At 48.1% G+C, this 19291-nt stretch carries 19 protein-coding genes; 16 read left to right on the forward strand and 3 right to left on the reverse strand.

Annotated features, from left to right (window positions below; translation table 11 throughout):
* Positions 1-49 precede the first annotated feature (49 nt).
* Together GCWU000325_RS04655 and dnaJ are read left to right on the forward strand one after the other, a co-directional pair.
* On the forward strand, positions 50-634 hold the full coding sequence (locus GCWU000325_RS04655) for a nucleotide exchange factor GrpE (protein WP_006255020.1): 585 nt from the start codon (positions 50-52) through the stop codon (positions 632-634).
* Positions 635-700: 66 nt separating this feature from the next.
* A complete protein-coding gene (dnaJ, locus tag GCWU000325_RS04660) occupies positions 701-1858 on the forward strand; it encodes a molecular chaperone DnaJ (protein ID WP_040599340.1) in 1158 nt (385 codons plus the stop codon).
* Between the two features lie 244 nt (positions 1859-2102).
* On the opposite strand, the gene GCWU000325_RS11385 is transcribed toward dnaJ, so the two are convergent.
* The 3 genes from GCWU000325_RS11385 to GCWU000325_RS11395 form a co-directional block, all read right to left on the reverse strand.
* Positions 2103-2327, reverse strand: a complete 225-nt coding sequence (locus GCWU000325_RS11385) for an integrase core domain-containing protein (RefSeq protein ID WP_316906972.1) — start codon at positions 2325-2327, stop codon at positions 2103-2105.
* A 42-nt stretch (positions 2328-2369) separates the two neighbouring features.
* Positions 2370-2882 carry a DDE-type integrase/transposase/recombinase gene (locus tag GCWU000325_RS11390; RefSeq protein WP_083787972.1) on the reverse strand — a complete coding sequence of 171 codons (513 nt, stop codon included), beginning with the start codon at positions 2880-2882 and terminating at the stop codon, positions 2370-2372.
* Between the two features lie 104 nt (positions 2883-2986).
* On the reverse strand, positions 2987-3355 hold the full coding sequence (locus GCWU000325_RS11395; RefSeq protein ID WP_083787946.1) for a transposase: 369 nt from the start codon (positions 3353-3355) through the stop codon (positions 2987-2989).
* Positions 3356-3604: 249 nt separating this feature from the next.
* Between GCWU000325_RS11395 and GCWU000325_RS04675 the strand changes: the two genes are divergently transcribed.
* The 14 genes from GCWU000325_RS04675 to GCWU000325_RS04745 all read left to right on the forward strand — a co-directional run bounded on the left by GCWU000325_RS04675 (position 3605) and on the right by GCWU000325_RS04745 (position 19283).
* Entirely contained in the window at positions 3605-5077 is a 1473-nt protein-coding gene (locus GCWU000325_RS04675) for a sensor histidine kinase (protein WP_006255024.1), read from the forward strand.
* Between the two features lie 5 nt (positions 5078-5082).
* On the forward strand, positions 5083-5781 hold the full coding sequence (gene rprY, locus GCWU000325_RS04680) for a response regulator transcription factor RprY (RefSeq protein ID WP_006255025.1): 699 nt from the start codon (positions 5083-5085) through the stop codon (positions 5779-5781).
* Positions 5782-6036: 255 nt separating this feature from the next.
* Positions 6037-7008: an ROK family protein gene (locus GCWU000325_RS04685; RefSeq protein ID WP_006255027.1), complete on the forward strand. Its 972-nt coding sequence runs from the start codon at positions 6037-6039 to the stop codon at positions 7006-7008.
* Positions 7009-7182: 174 nt separating this feature from the next.
* Positions 7183-7494, forward strand: a complete 312-nt coding sequence (locus tag GCWU000325_RS04690; RefSeq protein ID WP_006255028.1) for a hypothetical protein — start codon at positions 7183-7185, stop codon at positions 7492-7494.
* Positions 7495-7518: 24 nt separating this feature from the next.
* On the forward strand, positions 7519-8256 hold the full coding sequence (locus tag GCWU000325_RS04695; RefSeq protein WP_006255029.1) for a nitrilase-related carbon-nitrogen hydrolase: 738 nt from the start codon (positions 7519-7521) through the stop codon (positions 8254-8256).
* A 499-nt stretch (positions 8257-8755) separates the two neighbouring features.
* A complete protein-coding gene (locus GCWU000325_RS04700) occupies positions 8756-8941 on the forward strand; it encodes a hypothetical protein (RefSeq protein WP_006255031.1) in 186 nt (61 codons plus the stop codon).
* A gap of 40 nt (positions 8942-8981) precedes the next feature.
* Positions 8982-10748 (forward strand): hypothetical protein, encoded by a 1767-nt coding sequence (locus GCWU000325_RS04705; RefSeq protein WP_006255032.1) that lies wholly within the window; start codon positions 8982-8984, stop codon positions 10746-10748.
* A gap of 334 nt (positions 10749-11082) precedes the next feature.
* Positions 11083-12279, forward strand: a complete 1197-nt coding sequence (locus tag GCWU000325_RS04710) for a sigma-54 interaction domain-containing protein (protein ID WP_006255033.1) — start codon at positions 11083-11085, stop codon at positions 12277-12279.
* Positions 12263-12778, forward strand: coding sequence for an LPS assembly lipoprotein LptE (gene lptE / locus GCWU000325_RS04715; RefSeq protein ID WP_006255034.1), 516 nt, complete (start codon positions 12263-12265; stop codon positions 12776-12778). The genes GCWU000325_RS04710 and lptE overlap by 17 nt, the downstream gene beginning before the upstream one ends.
* A gap of 7 nt (positions 12779-12785) precedes the next feature.
* Positions 12786-13538 (forward strand): hypothetical protein, encoded by a 753-nt coding sequence (locus tag GCWU000325_RS04720; protein WP_006255035.1) that lies wholly within the window; start codon positions 12786-12788, stop codon positions 13536-13538.
* 1 nt (position 13539) lies between these two features.
* On the forward strand, positions 13540-13869 hold the full coding sequence (gene secG / locus GCWU000325_RS04725) for a preprotein translocase subunit SecG (RefSeq protein ID WP_006255036.1): 330 nt from the start codon (positions 13540-13542) through the stop codon (positions 13867-13869).
* 67 nt (positions 13870-13936) lie between these two features.
* Positions 13937-15250, forward strand: coding sequence for a UDP-glucose dehydrogenase family protein (locus tag GCWU000325_RS04730; RefSeq protein WP_006255037.1), 1314 nt, complete (start codon positions 13937-13939; stop codon positions 15248-15250).
* Positions 15251-16011: 761 nt separating this feature from the next.
* Positions 16012-16410 (forward strand): GtrA family protein, encoded by a 399-nt coding sequence (locus GCWU000325_RS04740; RefSeq protein ID WP_006255040.1) that lies wholly within the window; start codon positions 16012-16014, stop codon positions 16408-16410.
* On the forward strand, positions 16407-19283 hold the full coding sequence (locus GCWU000325_RS04745; protein WP_006255041.1) for a bifunctional fucokinase/fucose-1-phosphate guanylyltransferase: 2877 nt from the start codon (positions 16407-16409) through the stop codon (positions 19281-19283). The genes GCWU000325_RS04740 and GCWU000325_RS04745 overlap by 4 nt, the downstream gene beginning before the upstream one ends.
* Positions 19284-19291: the final 8 nt, after the last annotated feature.

Raw genomic sequence — 19291 nt, forward strand, 5'->3', positions numbered from 1 at the left:
TTGAGTTGGCATATACTTTGCTTAATACCCAATAAAAGCATTAGCATTTATGGATAAAAAGAAACAACATAACACTCCTGAGGACGCAACTCAAGCAATAGACGAAAACACGATGAAAGATCCTCAAGCAGAAATGCAAAAGGATACAGTAGAAGAGAACTCTCAAGAAGAGTTAAGCGTGGAGGAGCAATTGCAAAAAGCTCAAGAGGAGATCCAACATCTAAAGGACAATCATCTGCGACAATTGGCGGAGTTTGATAACTATAGAAAAAGGACACTCAAAGAAAAGGCTGAATTGATACTAAATGGAGGCGAAAAAGTAATGACTGCGTTCTTGCCCATCTTAGATGATTTAGCACGCGCACAAGAAAATATTGAAAAGAATCAAGACTACAACACGTTGAAAGAAGGCGTAGATTTAATCGTCAAAAAGCTTTATAAAGTTTTGGGCGAGCAAGGCTTGTCTGTAATAGAAGCAGAAGGCCAGCCCTTTGACACAGATTATTTTGAGGCTGTAGCCCTTGTCCCCGTTGAGGATGATGCACAAAAAGGAAAGATCATTGATTGTGTGCAAACAGGATACAAACTGAATGATAAAGTAATTCGCCACGCAAAAGTTGTAGTAGGACAATAACGCATTTAACGTAAGCCGAACATGTATTCATATTATATGTTCGGCTTCACGCTTCTTTATATAAATATGGCTACAGAGACAGACTTCTATAAAATACTTGAAGTTGAAAAGACAGCTTCAGCGGAAGAAATAAAATCAGCATATAAGAAGATTGCAATAAAATACCACCCCGATCGTAACCCCGGAGATAAAGAGGCCGAAGAGAAGTTTCGCCAAGCAGCAGAGGCTTATGACGTCCTCAGAGATCCGGAAAAACGATCACGATATGACCAATTTGGAAAAGCCGGCGTTGAAGGCGGATTTGGTGGATTTGGTGGAGCAGGAATGGATCTTAATGACATCTTTTCCCACTTCGGAGATATTTTCGGTGATATGGGATTTGGCGGGTTCCGTGGCGGTTTTCATCAGCAATCACAAACGCGTAAATTTCAAGGGAGCGACCTGCGGTTAAAAGTAAAATTAACCTTACAAGAAATCGCTAAAGGAACGACCAAAAAATTTAAGGTCAAGAAAGATATTACGTGTAAGGAGTGTAATGGAAGTGGAGCTGCACAAGGCTCCCATCCAGAGACGTGTACAGAATGTAACGGCGCAGGTGCTGTATTGCGGACCCATCGTACGATGTTTGGGATGATGCAGTCTCAGGAAGTCTGTCCTCGTTGCCATGGAGAGGGGTATATTATAAAGGATGCTTGTTCTCATTGTCATGGAGAAGGTGTGGTTAGCGGCGAAGAGATTATTGAGGTAAATATTCCTGCAGGCGTTGCCGATGGAATGATTGTCAATGTAGAAGGAAAAGGAAATGCCGGCCGCCATAATGGTATTCCTGGAAACATACAGGTTATCATCTCCGAAGAAAGCGATGAGGACCTAATTCGCGATGGGCAAGATCTCATCTATAACTTGCTTCTTACTATTCCACAAGCAACTTTAGGGGATGCTGTTGAAATACCAACCATCGATGGTAAGGCTCGAATCAAAGTAGCTCCAGGTACCCAGCCAGGCACAACGCTACGACTACGCGGCAAAGGCCTGCCAGCAGTCAGAGGCTATGGTTATGGCGTCGGAGACATTGTAGTTAACATAAGTATCTACATTCCGGAGACACTTTCAAAAGCGGAAAAGGAATCATTTGAAGCGATGAAAGATAGCGATAATCTTAAAAGCAATCCATCAATCAAAGAAAAGATTTTCAAGGCTTTCAGAAACTATTTTAATGCTTAGACTAAAAGAGGTGCAAAAGTGACTCTGTAATGTCCTAGAATTAGTTGACAACTTTGGTTCTTAATTTAATTCTTCTTTGACAAGTTTATTTGCTAAGTTCAGCAAGGCTTGTCGTGTTCTTTTCTTAACTACATAGTTAGTTGACAGTTGTCTTCTAATTGCAAAATTACTCTTTTATTTTCTTGTTGCGGTTGTTTCTGCCTCCTTCTTTTATTGTTCGACTTAATAATGTGTGCCGAGGAAGTTATGCCGTCAACCTTCCGACTTCTTCCATTGGCGTTCTCATCTGCAGGCTCTGATGCGGTCTGAACGTGTTGTACAGGTCGATGGCTTTCTTTGTGAGGCGCCTGACCTGCTGCAGACTTTTGTCTTCTGTACTGAAGAGCCATCCGTTCTTGAGCGTATTGTTCATCCTCTCGGCCAGAGCGTTGTGCAATGGGTCTCCGCTTTGTGTCATACTTATTTGTATTCCAAGAGATTTGAGTTTGTCGACGTACTCATTGCAACAGTATTACACGCCGCGGTCGGAGTGGTGTATGAGTTGCGAGAGTTCGACATTATACTTTCTGTAGAAATCGATGGCCATAGAGAGGGCTTTCATCGGGCCTTGCCTCTCAAGGGTCGGATGCAGGCACCAGCCCACGATCAGACGTGAAGCGGCATCGGTTACCAAGGAGAGATAGGCCCAACCTGAAGAGGTTGCCACGTAGGTGATATCCGTAACGCACAGCTCACCGAAGCGGGCGGGATGTAGCTTGGGCGTTGTGTTGAGAAGGTCTTCATAGATGTGGTAGTGGTGATTGGAGTTGGTCGTCCTTGGGCGTCTGCGACGGCGAAGGCACAGACCATTGGAGCGGAAGAGCTCATAGCATTGGTCGCGCCCGATGGTAAACTTATCTGCATATTTGCGACGGCATAGCTCGTAAAGGATGCGTATGCCGGCCTTGGGTAAAGAGCTGCGAAGCTCCTGCGCATAGAACACGATGCTGCTGCGCAGGACGTCCAACTCCAAAGAACGATCCACATGGCGATAATATCCTTGTCTGCTTATGCCAAGATAACCGCAGAGTAAACTGACAGGATGACTTACTAGTTCCTGTCTTTCTTTTCCCTGCGACAAGGCCTTGATTACTTGGCAGCGGAGTTTTTTCGTATACGGATGTTGTATTTCTTCTCGGCAAGATCGATCATCGTCTTGTTGGCCAAACCATAAAGTTTTTCAACGGCCAATTCTTTTTCAAGACGTTTGATCTCTTTTTCATGAGCCTTGCGCTCGCGTAATAGCTGCGCTTGGAGTGCTTCGAGTGTATCGGGGATATCTTCTTTTTTCATAAGATATGCTACTGACGAGACGTCGGGTGAGCCATATTCGGTATAAATACGATGGAATGTACTTAAAGGGATACCGTGACGAGAAGAGAACTCATGCAAGGTTAAGCCACTTGTTACATACTGATGTAATAACAGTATTTTCTCTGATTCATTGTAATGAGACATAAATTTTTACTCCTTTTTTGATTGAGAAAGTGTCAACTTATTCAGTACACTACACTCATATCACCTTTACACCTCTCCTTAACTAAATACCCTGAGATTACATCATTTTTCACAGTATATACGAAATAGCTCATTCTACTTATCTAATAAACTTGTAAAACAACGCGCATAGTTAATTATAACAAATTCTTTCACATTTAGACTACTTAAAGGATGATCTAAAGATACATTGCCAGTATCTTTGCTGATATGAAAAAATCTACGATTTGGGCTGTTGCTGTGATAATGGGGAGTGCTTTTTTAGCATTGCTATATTTACAATCGCGCTATTTCCAGCAAGTTTTCCAAATGCGTAAACAGCAGTTCGACGAGAATATTTCTCGTAGTCTTTATCAGGCTGCGCGAGATTTAGAGTTGAAGGAGACTTATCAACTATTGAAAGACTCAATCACAAAAACAGATAAGATAACTAACACGGCTAAAGAAGCAGACGCAGCTTTCCGTTACAGCAATTTAGAAAAAGAATTCCCCTCCTTACACCTCAGAGAGGCTCGCTTAAAGCGAACGAAAGAAGATCTTGATGCAGAAAAATTAAGAAAGAACGTTACCAATGTCCTTTTGCATCGCGAGGGAGTCTTAGAGGAAGTGATTAACGAGATCCTTTATATGCCAAGTGCTCACCCTCTATCTGAGAGAATCTCCTCATTGGATACATATCTAAAAAGAGAGCTTAATAACAATGGCATTAATCTAACCTACCATTTCTACGTTACCAACTCAGACGGAGATACAATATATAAATGCCCCGACTATGTCGCAGACACAAATGGCAATACCTATAAGCAAGTATTGTTCCCCAATGACCCAAGAGCTAAGGTAGGTATCCTATACATTCATTTCCCTGAACTACAGCGCTATCTTTTCTCCGAGGTGAAGTTCATCTGGCCAGCTACGATATTCACTTTCCTCCTCTTGTTTATGTTTATCTTTACGATCTACACCATATTCAGGCAGAAGCGCTTATCGGAGATGAAAAATGATTTCGTCAATAATATGACGCATGAATTTAAGACACCCATCTCATCTATATCATTAGCTGCGCAAATGCTGCAGGATCCTAGTGTAAACAAGAGTGAGGCAATGCTTAATCAACTGACTCGCGTGATCAACGATGAGACAAGGCGCTTACGCTTTCAAGTGGAAAAAGTATTGCAAATGTCATTGTTTGACAAAAAAGGAGGTTCTTTTAAGCTGAAAGAGATAGATACTCATAAAATGATCTGCGATGTCGTAAATACATTCCGTCTTAAAGTAGAAAGCTCTGGCGGAACACTCACGACCAATCTAGCAGCAAAGCAAACGACGGTCTATGGCGACATAATGCACCTGACCAATGTTGTATTCAATCTGTTGGATAACGCTGTAAAGTATAAATCACAAGAACGAGCGCTTCATCTAAACATCACATCGAAAAATCAAGGAGAAAAAATCATTATCACCATACAAGACAACGGCATTGGTATTAAGCACGATGATTTAAAAAAGATCTTTGTGCGATTTTATAGAGCCCACACAGGCAACCGCCACGACGTAAAAGGCTTCGGTTTAGGGTTAGCCTATGTAAAGAATGTTGTCGGGCACCATAAAGGAACAATCCAAGCCGATAGTGAGCTTGGTGTAGGCACGAAATTTATAATTACATTACCCATCATAAAACAATAAGAGTTATGGATGAAAAGTTAAGAATCTTACTTTGTGAAGACGACGAAAATTTAGGAATGCTCCTTCGCGAATACCTACAAGCAAAGGGATACGAAACCGAATTATGTCCGGATGGAGATGCCGGCTACAAAGCATTCATCAGCGGAAAATTTGATATTTGTGTCCTTGATGTTATGATGCCAAGAAAAGATGGCTTCACGTTAGGAAAAGAAATACGTCAAAGCAACGAAGAAATTCCTATCATCTTCTTAACGGCTAAGACCATGAAGGAAGATGTACAAGAAGGCTTCAAAATAGGTGCAGACGATTATCTGACAAAGCCCTTCTCCATGGAAGAACTTACGCTCCGCATCGAAGCTATCTTGCGCCGCGTAAAGGGCAAGCGCAATCGCGAGAAGACTTTCTACAAGATTGGTACTTTCACTTACGACACGCAAAAGCAGCTACTTTCTCGCGGCGATGAGCAGCGTAAACTGACCACGAAAGAGAGCGAGCTACTCACCTTACTTTGCACGCACGCCAACGAAATCCTTCAGCGCGACTATGCTTTGAAGACCATTTGGATTGACGACAACTACTTCAATGCGCGTTCAATGGATGTTTACATCACGAAGCTCCGCAAACATCTCAAAGACGATGAAAATGTAGAAATCATCAACATCCACGGCAAAGGCTACAAACTCATTATGCCTGAAGAAGAATAAGCTAAGGCCTCGAGCCATCTTACACAAAAATATCGCAGTCCAACTTCAGGTTAGGACTGCGATATTTATATAGTCTTAAGTCCTCGACGAAAGAAGGCACTTGCAAAACATATCAAGCATTCTATAAAAACCAATAGCGAATATCGAAAGAAGGGAACAGAAAAAGAATAAAAAGTTGTCTTTTGATGGAAGTATTTGCAGAAAATGATTATTTTTGCCTTCATCATAGACTTACAAACTTAAACTTCAACAACTATGGCAGAAGAAAACGAAATACAACCGTATGTGATTGGTTTAGATATGGGCGGAACCAACTCCGTATTTGGCGTTGTGGACCAAAGAGGAACCATCAAAGCACAAACCGTTATTAAGACTAAGGCTTACCCCGATGTCCACGACTATGTAAATGCTGCCGTTGAGGCCTTACAGCCTGCTTTTGATCTCATTGGAGGCAAGGAAAATATAAAAGGGATGGGTATTGGTGCGCCTAATGGAAACTTCTACTCAGGTTGCATCGAGAATGCGGCTAATTTACTTTGGAAAGATATCGTTCCGATTACCGCACTGTTTGAAGACGCACTTGATATTCCTGTACGCGTAACCAATGATGCCAATGCGGCTGCAATGGGTGAGATGACTTACGGCGTAGCTCGAGGAATGAAAAACTTCATAATGATCACGCTGGGAACAGGTGTCGGCAGCGGCATCGTAGTAGACGGAAAGTTGGTTTATGGCAGTGATGGCTTTGCCGGAGAATTAGGCCACAGCACCATCGTTCGCGGTCAGGAAGCACGCCAATGTGGTTGTGGCCGCAAAGGTTGCCTTGAGACTTATTGTTCAGCTACCGGCGTTGCGCGTACAGCTCGCCTAATGCTCGAAAAGAGCAACGAACCGAGTATGTTGCGTGATATAGACCCCGACAAGATCACTTCTTTCGATGTCTTCCAAGCAGCAGAAGCCGGCGAGCAGATAGCTAAGGATATCTTCGACTTTACCGGCACAATCCTTGGTGAAGCTTGCGCCAACTTCGCTTTGTTCAGCGCTCCTGAAGCATTTGTCTTCTTCGGAGGATTGATCAAAGCCGGCCACTGGATTCTCGATCCGATTCAAGCAGCTTATGACGCCAACTCTTTGGCCTCATATAAAGGCAAGGCAAAACTACTTGTCAGCTCGCTTAATGGTAGCGAGGCAGCCGTCTTAGGTGCTTCCGCTTTAGGCTGGGAATAACATAGCTCTACGTATTTCCCATAAAGCGCGCAGGAGTCCTTGTGCGCTTTATGGGAAATTCATTATTATTTTCACGAAAGATAGCCAAGAAACGTCTATCTTTGCCTATTATGCGATGAGCAGCAATCTTAAGCTTGATAACAAAGTAAACAAACGATAAAACAACCCATTCCTATGTACACCATACAGTTAAACGAAAAAGGTTCACACAACCTGCAAATTACGGCGAAGAACCTTGAAACGATCGATCGCTATGCTTTGTTCAGAGATCTAGTAGATAGTCATGGCTACGTCAACGAAGCCGTCTTAGACAAGCTAAAATTGAACGTCAGAGCCTTGATCGCCCGCTCGACCGAAGATGCTAAAGACCTCTTAGACCTATGCATTGACGTGATATATCACAACAAAATGAAAGCCTATGGCTTGCATAACCTAATCATACTATACCTTGACTGGAAACGGCAATCATCCGCAGATCAATCCTAAGACGCATACTCGACTTATCTCTCTATGAAAGCCTTTATCCTGCAAACCTCCCCTATTTGGAAAGATGCGCAAAGCAACATTTCCTTTATAGAAAACTTCATCGTAAAAACAGGCGCCATAAAGTCTGATCTTATTCTTCTTCCGGAAATGTGGGCGTCAGGCTTCTCCGTAGCGGAGCCTATTTATGACCAGCAAGCTCAAAAGTGGATGCAGGATGCAGCGCAGCGCTATGGTTGCGCTATCGCCGGAACGCTTGTTGTCAAAGAAAATGGCCAATACTTCAATCGCTTCTACTTTTATAAACCGGACGGAAGTTCTGCCCATTACGACAAGCGCCATTTATTTGGTCATGAGAAGCAACTCTTTACAGCGGGCGAAAGGCGTACAATCGTCAATTGGAAGGGGTTCAGAATACTACTACAAACCTGCTACGACTTAAGATTTCCCGGCTTTTCTCGTAACCGCAACGATTACGATATAGCTCTTTATGCAGCCAGCTGGCCATCCTCTCGCCAAGATGCTTGGACAACTTTACTAAAGGCGCGAGCCATAGAAAATCAATGCTACGTATTAGGGGCTAACCGAACGGGCGATGATCCACACTTACACTACACCGGCGGCAGTGTAGCCTATTCTTTTTCCGGAGCATTGATGGCTGATTTGGAAGATAAAGTCTGTGCAAAATCGGTCGAGATAGACCTGCCATCTCTTATCTCTTTCCGACAAAAATTCCCCTTCCTGCAAGATGCTGATATGTATTAAGGTTTTCCATAAAGGGATACGTAAGTCTTCTCTTTTAACCTTTAGCTGAATGCAGCAGGACCATCACCGCTGATTTTTAAGCGTATAACACGTTTTACAAAGCATCTTTTTACCCACGATATTTGCAGGTTTCAATAAAACGCCTTACCTTTGTCGCCAATTAGGTGTCGGCGGGTGAGCGTGAAGATGATGGCAAAAACAAATATAAACATATCCAATCAGGAAGTGACGAGGAGTAGTGTTGGCTCTTCCTCGCTTTTTAACGGTTTATATTTGGCCGCTTCGGAGATTTTGCTAACACACACACACACACACACACACACAAGGCACCCGGCGTAACTTCATACTTATTAAACCTTTCCTACGCGCGCGCGAAGCGTGCCGTAAACTTAGCGAGCAAAGGGCTTCCGGCGAGTTCCCTTTGTTCGTTTTGTCATACCCTTTTGCCTCCTGGGGCAAGCGAAGAAATCAGCAAGATTTAATCCATTAAATAAAGCATATGAAACAGAAAGAAAACGAGAAACGCACCTACGTGACGCCGCAGGCGGAGTTTATCGAACTCGGTCACAGCTTCCAGCTGTTGTATTTCTCCGGCGATCACCAAAGTGTCGGCGATGACGGCGATCCCCTGCATGCTCCGCGCTTCGACGACCTCCCCGACAACGAGGACGAAGAAGATCTGTAGAAGACGGAAACAATTGGTAACGAACAAAAACTACAAAACAATGAAAAGAAAGATGAAGACAAACATTTTATCCCTGTTGTCCCTCACCGCCCTGCTCTTCGCAGCCTGCGCCACCGACGATTTAGACCCGGGCAAGCAGAAGCCGGGGTCGGAGATCGACACCACAGGGCTTACCGCTTTTTCCATGGTAAAGCCCAACGAAGGCCCTGAAACCCGCCTCTCGGGCGAATATACCGGTTCGGGCGTCGACTTCTATTGGTCAGATGACGATAACCTCTTTGTGAATACCCACGCCGAAGGTCCCTCACGCGAGTGGCTGAGGGATAAATGGAATAACATTCATGAGCTGGCAGGAACTGATAGTGGTGGTCCCGGCCGCACTCCGAGGGCCAAGTTCTGGTTCGAAGGCGAATTTACCAAACCTGAATATCGCGTGCGCTACTTAGGTAAGAACCACGGTGCATACCACGATCTTGACGAAATATATATTCCGGAAGATCTCAATTATCTTGGCCCCTTCATTTACGGTGTGAAACGCTCCAGACATGGCGACTTCGCCACGGGCATTGCGCACCGGCAACCCGACGGCAATTATACTTTCACGCTCGAGCACAAAGGCTCTTACATAACCTTTCGCCCCTACTCCGATCATGCACCCTTCACGAAATGGGGCGGATTGTATGTTCGATTTATCGAGGTATCGGCCGACCAGGCTCTCTGCGGCCGATTTAAAATCAAGGGCGACACCATTGACCTGAGTTCGCGCCCCGTCGACGACAAATACAAGAAGAGCACCTGCTATCACGATTATAATAGCCTCTTACGGCTTACTGTAGGGAATCCTCCCGCAGTGCCGCCAGTGCCGGGCGAGGGCCACAAGTATGACACCCCTTTCTACGCCATAATGAGCATTGCTCCCGGCACATATACCAACTTCACCGTGAGATACTGGATCCCTACTCGTGTCCCTGGTGGGTATGGTTACGTCACCAAGACCTATCCGCGCGTAACCTTTACCGCCGGTAAGAACAAGGTGATTAGTCAGAACATACATACAAGCACCGAATACCCCGCCGATAAGTATTATATGTGGGATGCCGCCGAGCACTATTGGAAAGGCTACGAATGGGACGGCCCCAACCACGAACAGCCCGATTACGACGAACCGGGAAAAAGTGACAAGAATCCGAAAGACAAGAACGATCCTCGTTGGTGCAGCGAAGTGGCCCCCTATGCCGATCCTACCGGTGCCGCCCCGGCCGTAGCTGCCACCCGCGGCTGTAAAGACTGCCCCAACATCAATGAGCTACTCTGGTATGTGGAGAAAGGAATGGCTTGGGAGGACAGTCCCGAACTGTTTTCTGTAATGAATTCTCCCTATGCCGGTAGATACCGGATAAGGAAGTTGAGTGCCATTGCGAAAAGCGAGGGTAAGACGGTAGAATATTTAAAATCTCACGCTCCCGACGGCGTCGACTACACCAGAAGTACCAAAATGCCCGATCATCTTCTTATGGTAAGTAATGGTCTTGGTTCCAAGCTGCCGGAAGGTACGACAATGGATGAATACTTCCTCCTCCCTGCTATGGGACTATATGGCGGACCTGAACCGTATGATTTCAAATCCCCCAGCCGTATACTCGGTTTGGGAGAAAAAGCCTACTACTGGTCGAGTACGCCGGCTCCCGGAGATCCCGGTCTGGCATATTGCCTGATATTGAAACTGGAGTCTCTCCACCCTTTTTACATGATCGCTAAAACAGATCGCAGATGGGGACTCAGCGTGATGTGGCCGACCGACCGCTAAGGAAGCTGCGCACAAGACGCGACGCACAAGTCGATCCCGCCCGTAAGACAGTATCTTACCGGTGAACAATAACCCTCCCCGCCCCTGCTGCTCGCAGGAGCGGGGCTTTTTCGTCCGCCATGTGCGGAAGTTGCACTTGATACCGGGCACCGCGGATAACTTATATTGTATTAAACCCCTGTTTATTGGTACTAAGGCGATGCCGTTTATCGCTTTTCTGATTTTACGGGCAGTCATTATATATATAATAGGTGCAACCAAGCGGATGGGAAAATTCGTTTTTCTTTTGTCTTTTACTTGATTTGGGCTAACTTTGTCTGCTCAAAAGGAACTTATGAACGAAACGTTACTGCAACGAATCAAACAACGCTACGGAATTGTAGGCAACGCCGAGGGGCTTAATCGGGCCATCGACGTCGCACTTAAGATTGCGCCCGTTGATCTCTCGGTGCTCATTATGGGGGAAAACGGCGTGGGAAAGGAAATCTTTCCCCGCATTATTCATGATAATAGTGCGCGCAAGACGAAGAAGTATTTTGCCGTCAATTGCGGGGCCATCCCGGAAGGAACGATTGATTCGGAGCTTTTTGGGCACGAGAAAGGAGCTTTTACCGGCGCTGTAGAAAAACGCGAAGGCTATTTTTCCGTGGCAGATGGCGGTACGCTTTTCTTAGATGAAGTCGGCGAATTGCCCCTGCAAACGCAAGCACGCCTCCTCCGCGTTTTGGAAACCGGCGAATTTATCCCCGTCGGCTCAAGTCAGGTGAAAAAGACTGACGTGCGCATCGTTGCAGCCACGAACGTTAACATGGACCGCGCCATCAGCGATGGAAAGTTCAGGGAAGACCTTTATTATCGCCTCAATTCCATACTCATAACGATTCCGCCTTTGCGTGAACGCGGCGAAGACGCGACTTTGCTCTTCCGGAAGTTTGCGCTCGATATGAGCGAGAAGTATAAAATGCCGCCCATTCGGCTTACGGAAGACGCCAAGGCAGTTTTAATGCATTATTCTTGGCCCGGCAATATCCGCCAACTGCGTAACGTCGCCGAGAATATGTCTGTGACGGCCGAAGAACGGGAGATCACGGCTGAAGTCTTGCGTCAATACATTCCCGAAGAGCGTCCGCACAACCAGTTAGTTGTCTCTGATCCGCAAGTCAAGGAGCATAGTTTCGAGAACGAGCGAGAAATTCTCTACCAAATACTTTTCGATTTGCGCCGCGACGTTACTGAACTGAAAAAGACCGTCAACGAGCAACTCAAGGGCCAATCCTGCGATCTTAGTGACCGAAAGGGTTTACCGGCGTTCAATAGCCACTACGTAGATCCCCAAACTTTTGCCGAAGCTGAGGAAGTCAGAGACGGAGAAGAAACAAAACCGATCCTATCGCTTGAAGAGCAAGAAAAAGAAGCCATTGGCCGCGTGTTGGAGCAAAACAAGGGAAACCGCAAATTGACGGCTGAACAACTGGGCATCTCGGAGCGCACACTCTATCGCAAAATAAAAGAGTATGATTTGGAAAACTAAGTATGTCGGTCCTTTGTTGATCTTGCTCGCAACGCTTTTGTTCGGGTCGTGCATCAGTTATAAATTTACCGGTGCCTCGATCGACTACGCGACGACTCAGACCATACAAATAGATAACATATCCAACCGCGCGCCCTATGGGTGGGCGCCGATGGAAGCTATGTTCAACAATCGTCTGCGCGACATCTACGCGAACCAGACCCGTTTGCGGCAAGTCAAGCGCAATGGAGATTTACACATTGCCGGAGAAATCACGGGCTACGATCAATTTAATAAAGGCATATCCGCCGACGGCCTCTCCTCACAAGTGCAATTAAGAATGACCGTCAACATACGCTTCACCAACAGCAAAACGAATCAAAGTTGGGAGCGCCAATTCTCAGCTACAACGCAATATGATTCATCCCAGCAACTCTCTGCTGTGCAGGAGCGGCTCGTAAAAGAGATGACCAACGATATAACCGACCAAATTTTCAACGCCACTGTGGCCGACTGGTAAAAGCAACGTGAGATTAACCGACTATCTTTCCCATCCGGAGGCGCTGGATAAGCGAACGCTGTTCCAACTGCGCGAAGCCGTTGCGCGGCATCCTTACGATGCTGTCGCACGCTTATTGTTTCTCAAGAATCTTTTTTTACTCCACGACCCCTCATTTGGCGACGAACTCCGCCGCGCCGCTCTTTTTGTTCCCGATCGGAGCGTACTATACGCAATGGTCGAAGATAAAAATCGCCTATTGCAGCCCATTTCTCCCCCTGTGTCAGCGAAAAATTCGCAAAAAGGCCGCACACAGACGCTGATTGACGATTTTATCAACAATAGCGGCACGCCTACTGTCCCCTTTCGGCGCACACCAACCCCAGCTGACGCCACGACCGACTATACAGCCATTCTCAACGAAATGGATGACATTAGCCCAGAGCCTGTTCCCGCTGCCCAAGAGTCGGATAAAAATGAGAGAAGCAAGCGTCACGAAACGCTGGTCAACACATTCATCGAAAAGAATGATAAGATCACGCTCAAAGAAGAGCCTGAGTACACGCCCGAGCTTGCTGAAGAGGACGAAAACGGCGAAATTGGCGAAGATTTCTTCACAGAAACATTAGCGCGCATCTATATCAGACAGGGACGCTACGAGAAAGCTGCTGAAATAATACGGCGCTTAAACTTGGTTAATCCAAGAAAAAACGTTTATTTTGCAGACCAAATCCGCTTCCTCGAGAAACTAATTGTAAATAACAAACATAAAAATAAGTAGGATGTATACAGTCTTAATCATCTTAGCCGTAATTGCAGGTATACTATTGACGCTGGTCGTCTTGATCCAAGAATCAAAAGGCGGAGGTTTAGCTTCCGGCTTCTCAGCTTCAAATGCAATTATGGGCGTGCGCAAAACCACCGACTTTATTGAGAAGTCTACGTGGACCTTAGCTGCATTATTAGTCATCTTCAGCGTAGCCTCCACCTTCTTCACGCCGAAGCAGGATCAAGCAGTCAACGTTGTGACTAACATGCAAACTGCTCCGGCGCCACAAACGCTACCCGGTCAACCCGCAGGTGGCGGAACGCCGACAGCACCGGCACAGTAAAATCCACAAAGGAAGAGGCCTCCTCTTCCTTTTCTTTTATTCCATACATTTGACCTTGCGCTAAGCGATGAAGATAGCAATAGTTGGAACAGGTTATGTCGGTTTGGTTTCCGGCGCCTGCTTTGCAGAAATGGGTATTGACGTGACCTGCGTCGATATAGATCAAGCAAAAATCGAGCGCCTTCGCGTCGGCGACATCCCCATTTACGAACCGGGACTTGACGAACTGGTTTTGCGCAACACGCACGAAGGCCGCCTGCATTTTTCGACGCGTTTAGCCGATTGCTTAGACGGCGTTGAAGCCGTTTTCAGCGCAGTGGGCACGCCGCCCGACGAAGATGGCAGCGCCGATCTCCGCTATGTTTTGGAGGTGGCTCGAGAAGTGGGCCGCCATATGCAACATTACCTCGTCGTTGTCACCAAGAGCACCGTCCCCGTTGGCACTGCGCGCAAAGTAGAAGCCGCCATTCGCGAAGAATTGAGCAAGCGCGGTGTCGACATCCCCTTCGACGTAGCGTCCAATCCCGAATTTCTCAAAGAAGGCTCAGCCATCAAAGACTTTATGTCGCCCGATCGCGTGGTTGTCGGCGTAGAAAGCGAAAAGGCGCGCGAACTTATGACGCGGCTTTACGCACCTTTTATGCTCAACAACTTTCGCGTGATCTTCACCGACGTACCCAGTGCGGAGATGATCAAATATGCTGCCAACTCTATGCTGGCCACGCGCATCTCTTTTATGAACGACATCGCCAACCTCTGCGAATTGGTGGGCGCCGATGTAAATCAAGTACGCAAAGGCATTGGTTCCGATACGCGAATCGGGTCAAAATTTCTCTACCCCGGCTGCGGCTACGGCGGTTCTTGCTTCCCCAAGGACGTCAAAGCTTTGGTGCAAACTGCCGAGCAAAACGGCTACGATATGCGCGTCCTGAAAGCCGTGGAGGAAGTCAACGAGCGACAGAAGAGCGTCTTGTTTGAAAAGCTCCGCCGCCACTATGGCGATTTGCAAGGCAAGACCATAGCCCTCTGGGGCTTAGCTTTCAAGGCCGAAACCGACGATATGCGCGAGGCCACCAGTCTCGTAACCATCCGCCACTTGCTCGAAGCCGGCTGCACCGTTCGCGTCTTCGACCCCGCCGCGATGGATGAAGCCCGCCGCCGACTGGGCGACGCCGTCATCTATGCTTCCGACATTTACGACGCAGCAAAGGGGGCAGATGCTCTACTTTTACTGACGGAATGGAAGCAATTTCGCCTCCCCTCGTGGGTGCGTGTCCACGATTTGATGCGCAATCCGATCGTCTTCGATGGGCGCAACATCTACGACCCTGCAGAAATGCGCAAAAATGGGTTTGAATACTATTCCATAGGGCGCAAATAAGTCGGCGCAAAAGCGAAAAATCAAGGCCTACCAGCGTGTTTCAGCCCACGTAACCACAACGATTTTTCCCGTATTTCCCACGAACTACAAGTCTCAAGATGGCTCACATCGCAGCCGTTTTGAGACTTATTTTTTGCTCTCCCAATTTATATGCATTTCTCCGTCCCACTCGCCCACCCCGTCTCGCGCGACCCCTTTGCTCCTCCAACGCCAAATTTAGAACCACACACTAAACGACACTGAAATACTGACAATTACCCACCGCACAGCCCGAACTGAAAGTTGCTTCATCCTATCTTCCCCATTTTTCATCGTGAGCGCAAACCCTTTTCATCGTGAGCACACACCTTTTTTATCGTGAGAACAAAGGTTTGCGCTCACGATAAAAAAGCAAGAAGGCCGGATTTGCGCCCTTTTTCGCACATCGAAAACCATCACTTTCAGTGCGTTTATCATCCGCAAAAAAGTCCTCACCGACCGCCCACGAGTCGGAGAGCAGATCAGCAGCGAGCGCCGAAAGAAAACATCGCATAAAATCAAAGACCGGTCAGCAAAGGGGCAATCCTTTTCCGCCCAAAAACTGACGATCAGCAACGGAGGTCTGCGGCAGCCGAGACGTAGCGACCGCCACAAAGCCAAGTACCCACGAGAAAGAGACATAGGATTTGCAGGGCTATTCCTTGTCGTTATCCTCTTTTTCCTTTATCTTTGCCTATCCATTTTTAGCCTACAAAAAGAGGGAAAAGAGGCATACATATCAGATGAAAATCAACAAAAAGGAAGAGGCCTTACTCATAGTTCGCTACGGCGCGGTCGGCATCTTGAATACGCTGGTCACGATCGCGACTTACTTCCTCCTCCGCCGCGTGGGCGTAGGACTGGATACGGCCAATTTTCTCTCCTATCTTGCCGGTATCCTCAACAGTTATGTGTTTAACCGGCTGTGGGTCTTTCGTAGTCGAGAAAATCGCTACTTGCGCGAAGGGGCAGTCTTCTTTTTTGGCGCCGCACTTTGCTGGGCTTTGCAGTGGGTCGCTTTTCGTTTGCTCCTCCTTTGCCTTAGTGAGCGCGCAGCTTACCTTATCGGAATGTGCGTCTATCCCGGCCTCAACTACCTCTACAACAGACTGGTCACTTTCAAAAGAAACAACCGCGTATGAAAAAGTTGCTTTCGCTACCGCCTAATCCGGTTCAACAATTTCACGACCTAACGCATCTCCCCGAAGATGCTTATTTCTGCACGTCCGATCCTGAAAACCACAGGCTCGGCTCGGGTGGCGGGACGGTTTGGCTTTTGCAGCAATGCCGCGCAGCTGAAGCGCCCGACGTGGCTTTTGCCGATTGGTTGGGGCGCGAAAAGCGACTGCTACTCCACGCCGGTGGGCAAAGCAGACGACTACCGGCTTACGCGGTCGGTGGAAAATCGCTCACGCCGATACCCGTGTTTCGCTGGGCCAGAGGGCAACGGATCGATCAGACGCTCCTCGATCTGCAAGTGCCACTCTATGAAAAAATGCTGGAAAAGGCGCCAAGCCATATCCATACACTCATAGCCGGCGGCGACGTATTGCTCCGTGCAACACAGCCTTTGCAAGAATTGCCCGAAGCCGACGTCATCTGCTACGGTCTCTGGGCCTCGCCGGAACAAATCGCGCACCACGGCGTATTTATGATTGATCGCAACCGACCGGACGAACTCGACTTCATGCTGCAAAAGCCTTCTACGGAAGAGCAAGCGGCTTTGATGCAAACGCACATGGCGCTCATCGATGTCGGCGTATGGTTGCTCTCGGATCGAGCTGTAGCCTATCTTGCGCAGAAGTCGGATCGGCGCAGTCAGCAGGCCTCGGCCTCAAACGAAGTGCCGCGGGCAGAAGACTTGCAATACTACGACCTATATAGCGACTTCGGGCGCGCCTTGGGCGCTCACCCGTCGCAACCGGAAGCCGATCTTCCACCACTTAAAGTGGCCATCGTCCCATTGCCGGGCGGAGAGTTTTACCATTACGGCACAGGGCCTGATATGCTGACCTCAAGCATTGCCTTGCAAGCCCTCGTCAAAGATCAACGGCAAATATTGCAACGCGGCGTCAAACAACGGGCCTCCGTCTTCACACAAAACACTTTGATGGCGAACCCTTGCACGCCGGACAACGAATATATTTGGATAGAAAATGCCTACCTCTGCGCGGGTTGGCAACTCTCGCGACACCATATCCTTACAGGGATTCCGCAAAACCAATGGCAGGTCAAGCTACCGGAAGGCATCTGCATTGATTTCGTGCCCATCGGAGAGAAAGATTACGCGCTTCGCGTCTATGGCTACGATGATGCTTTTCGTGGAAACTTGGCTGCTCACGAAACAACTTATCTCGGTCGGCCGTTTGCCGACTGGGCGGCTGCACGCGGCTTGTCGTTGTCGGATTTCAAGCAGACGGACGACTTGCAAACGGCGGACTTATTCCCCGTAAGTAGCGACTTGGACGAACTGGAGCGCCTCTTCCATTGGATCGTTACAGGGCAAGGCGACGAGCGCGCTGCTTTCCTGCGCCTGCCACGCCTCTCGGCCGACGATTTGATGATCAAAGCCAACCTCAAACGCCTCTTTACGCAACGGGAAAGCTTACGTCAGCAAAATCTGCCCCAACTGGCGGCAAATTGGCGCAAGAGTGTCTTTTATCAATTGGACTTAAAAGACGTGGCGGCCAAATATGCGGCGGCTCAACTGCCGCTGCCGGATGCGCTACCCGCAGATGCTCCTTCGGGATTACTGATGCAGGACGCGATGTTTCGCTCTGAAGCGCTGCGCACGACTGATCGCGCCACGGCCGACCACTATTCGGCGGAAGCCTTCGGACGCTTGCGTGACGGAATGACGGAGGAGGTACGCCAACAAACGTGCTTGCCGCGCCGCACGACCTTCGCGGATCAAATCGTATGGGCACGCTCAGCCGTGCGCATAGACCTGGCCGGTGGCTGGACGGACACACCGCCCTATAGTTTGATGAACGGCGGTAATGTAGTGAATGTGGCCATCGAAATGAACGGACAACAGCCGCTGCAAGTCTACGTCAGGCCTTGCCCGGAGCCGCTGATTCGCTGCCGTTCCATAGATTTGGGCGCGTCGGTGACGATTGAGACGTTTGAGGCGCTGCGCACTTACGATGCAGTAGGCGATCCGTTCTCCATACCGAAAGCGGCACTGGCCTTGTGTGGCTTTCTGCCTGAATTTTGCAGTGAGACGTATCCGACCTTACGTCATCAATTGGAAGCATTCGGTTGCGGTTTGGAACTAACCTTGCTTGCAGCCATTCCGGCCGGGTCCGGCTTGGGTACGAGTTCGATTTTGGCGGCCACGGTCTTGGGCGCACTCAGCAATTGCTGCGGCTTGGGCTGGGATAAAAACGAGATCTGCAACCGTACACTTATTCTTGAGCAATTATTAACGACCGGCGGCGGCTGGCAAGACCAATATGGCGGCGTATTGCGCGGCGTCAAACTCTTGCAAACAGAAGCGGGCTTCAACCAAAACGCCGTGGCGCGCTATCTACCCACGGATCTCTTTACTGCACCGGAATATAGCGCTTGCCATTTACTATATTATACGGGCATTACACGCACCGCAAAGCATATTTTAGCGGAGATCGTGCGCGGAATGTTTCTCAATGCCAACCAGCATTTAGCCTTGCTCGACGAAATGAAAGCCCACGCGACAGCATTGTTTGAGAGCATTCAGCTCGGCGACTTCGAACGCTACGGCCGATTGGTGCGAACGACGTGGGAACAAAACAAAGCACTCGACAAAGGCACTTCGCCCGCCGCCATCTCGGCCTTGGCCGATCAAATCGACGACCTCTGCTTAGGCTATAAGCTCCCCGGCGCCGGCGGTGGCGGCTTTATGTATATGGTAGCGAAAGATCCGGAGGCGGCAATGCGCATCAGGCGCACGCTAACTGCGAACCCGCTCACGGAAAATTCGCGTTTCGTAGAATTATCTATTTCTGAAAAGGGCTTACAAATCAGCCGTTCATAAACTAATGT

This window comes from Alloprevotella tannerae ATCC 51259 (genome assembly GCF_000159995.1).
Lineage (GTDB): Bacteria > Bacteroidota > Bacteroidia > Bacteroidales > Bacteroidaceae > Alloprevotella > Alloprevotella tannerae.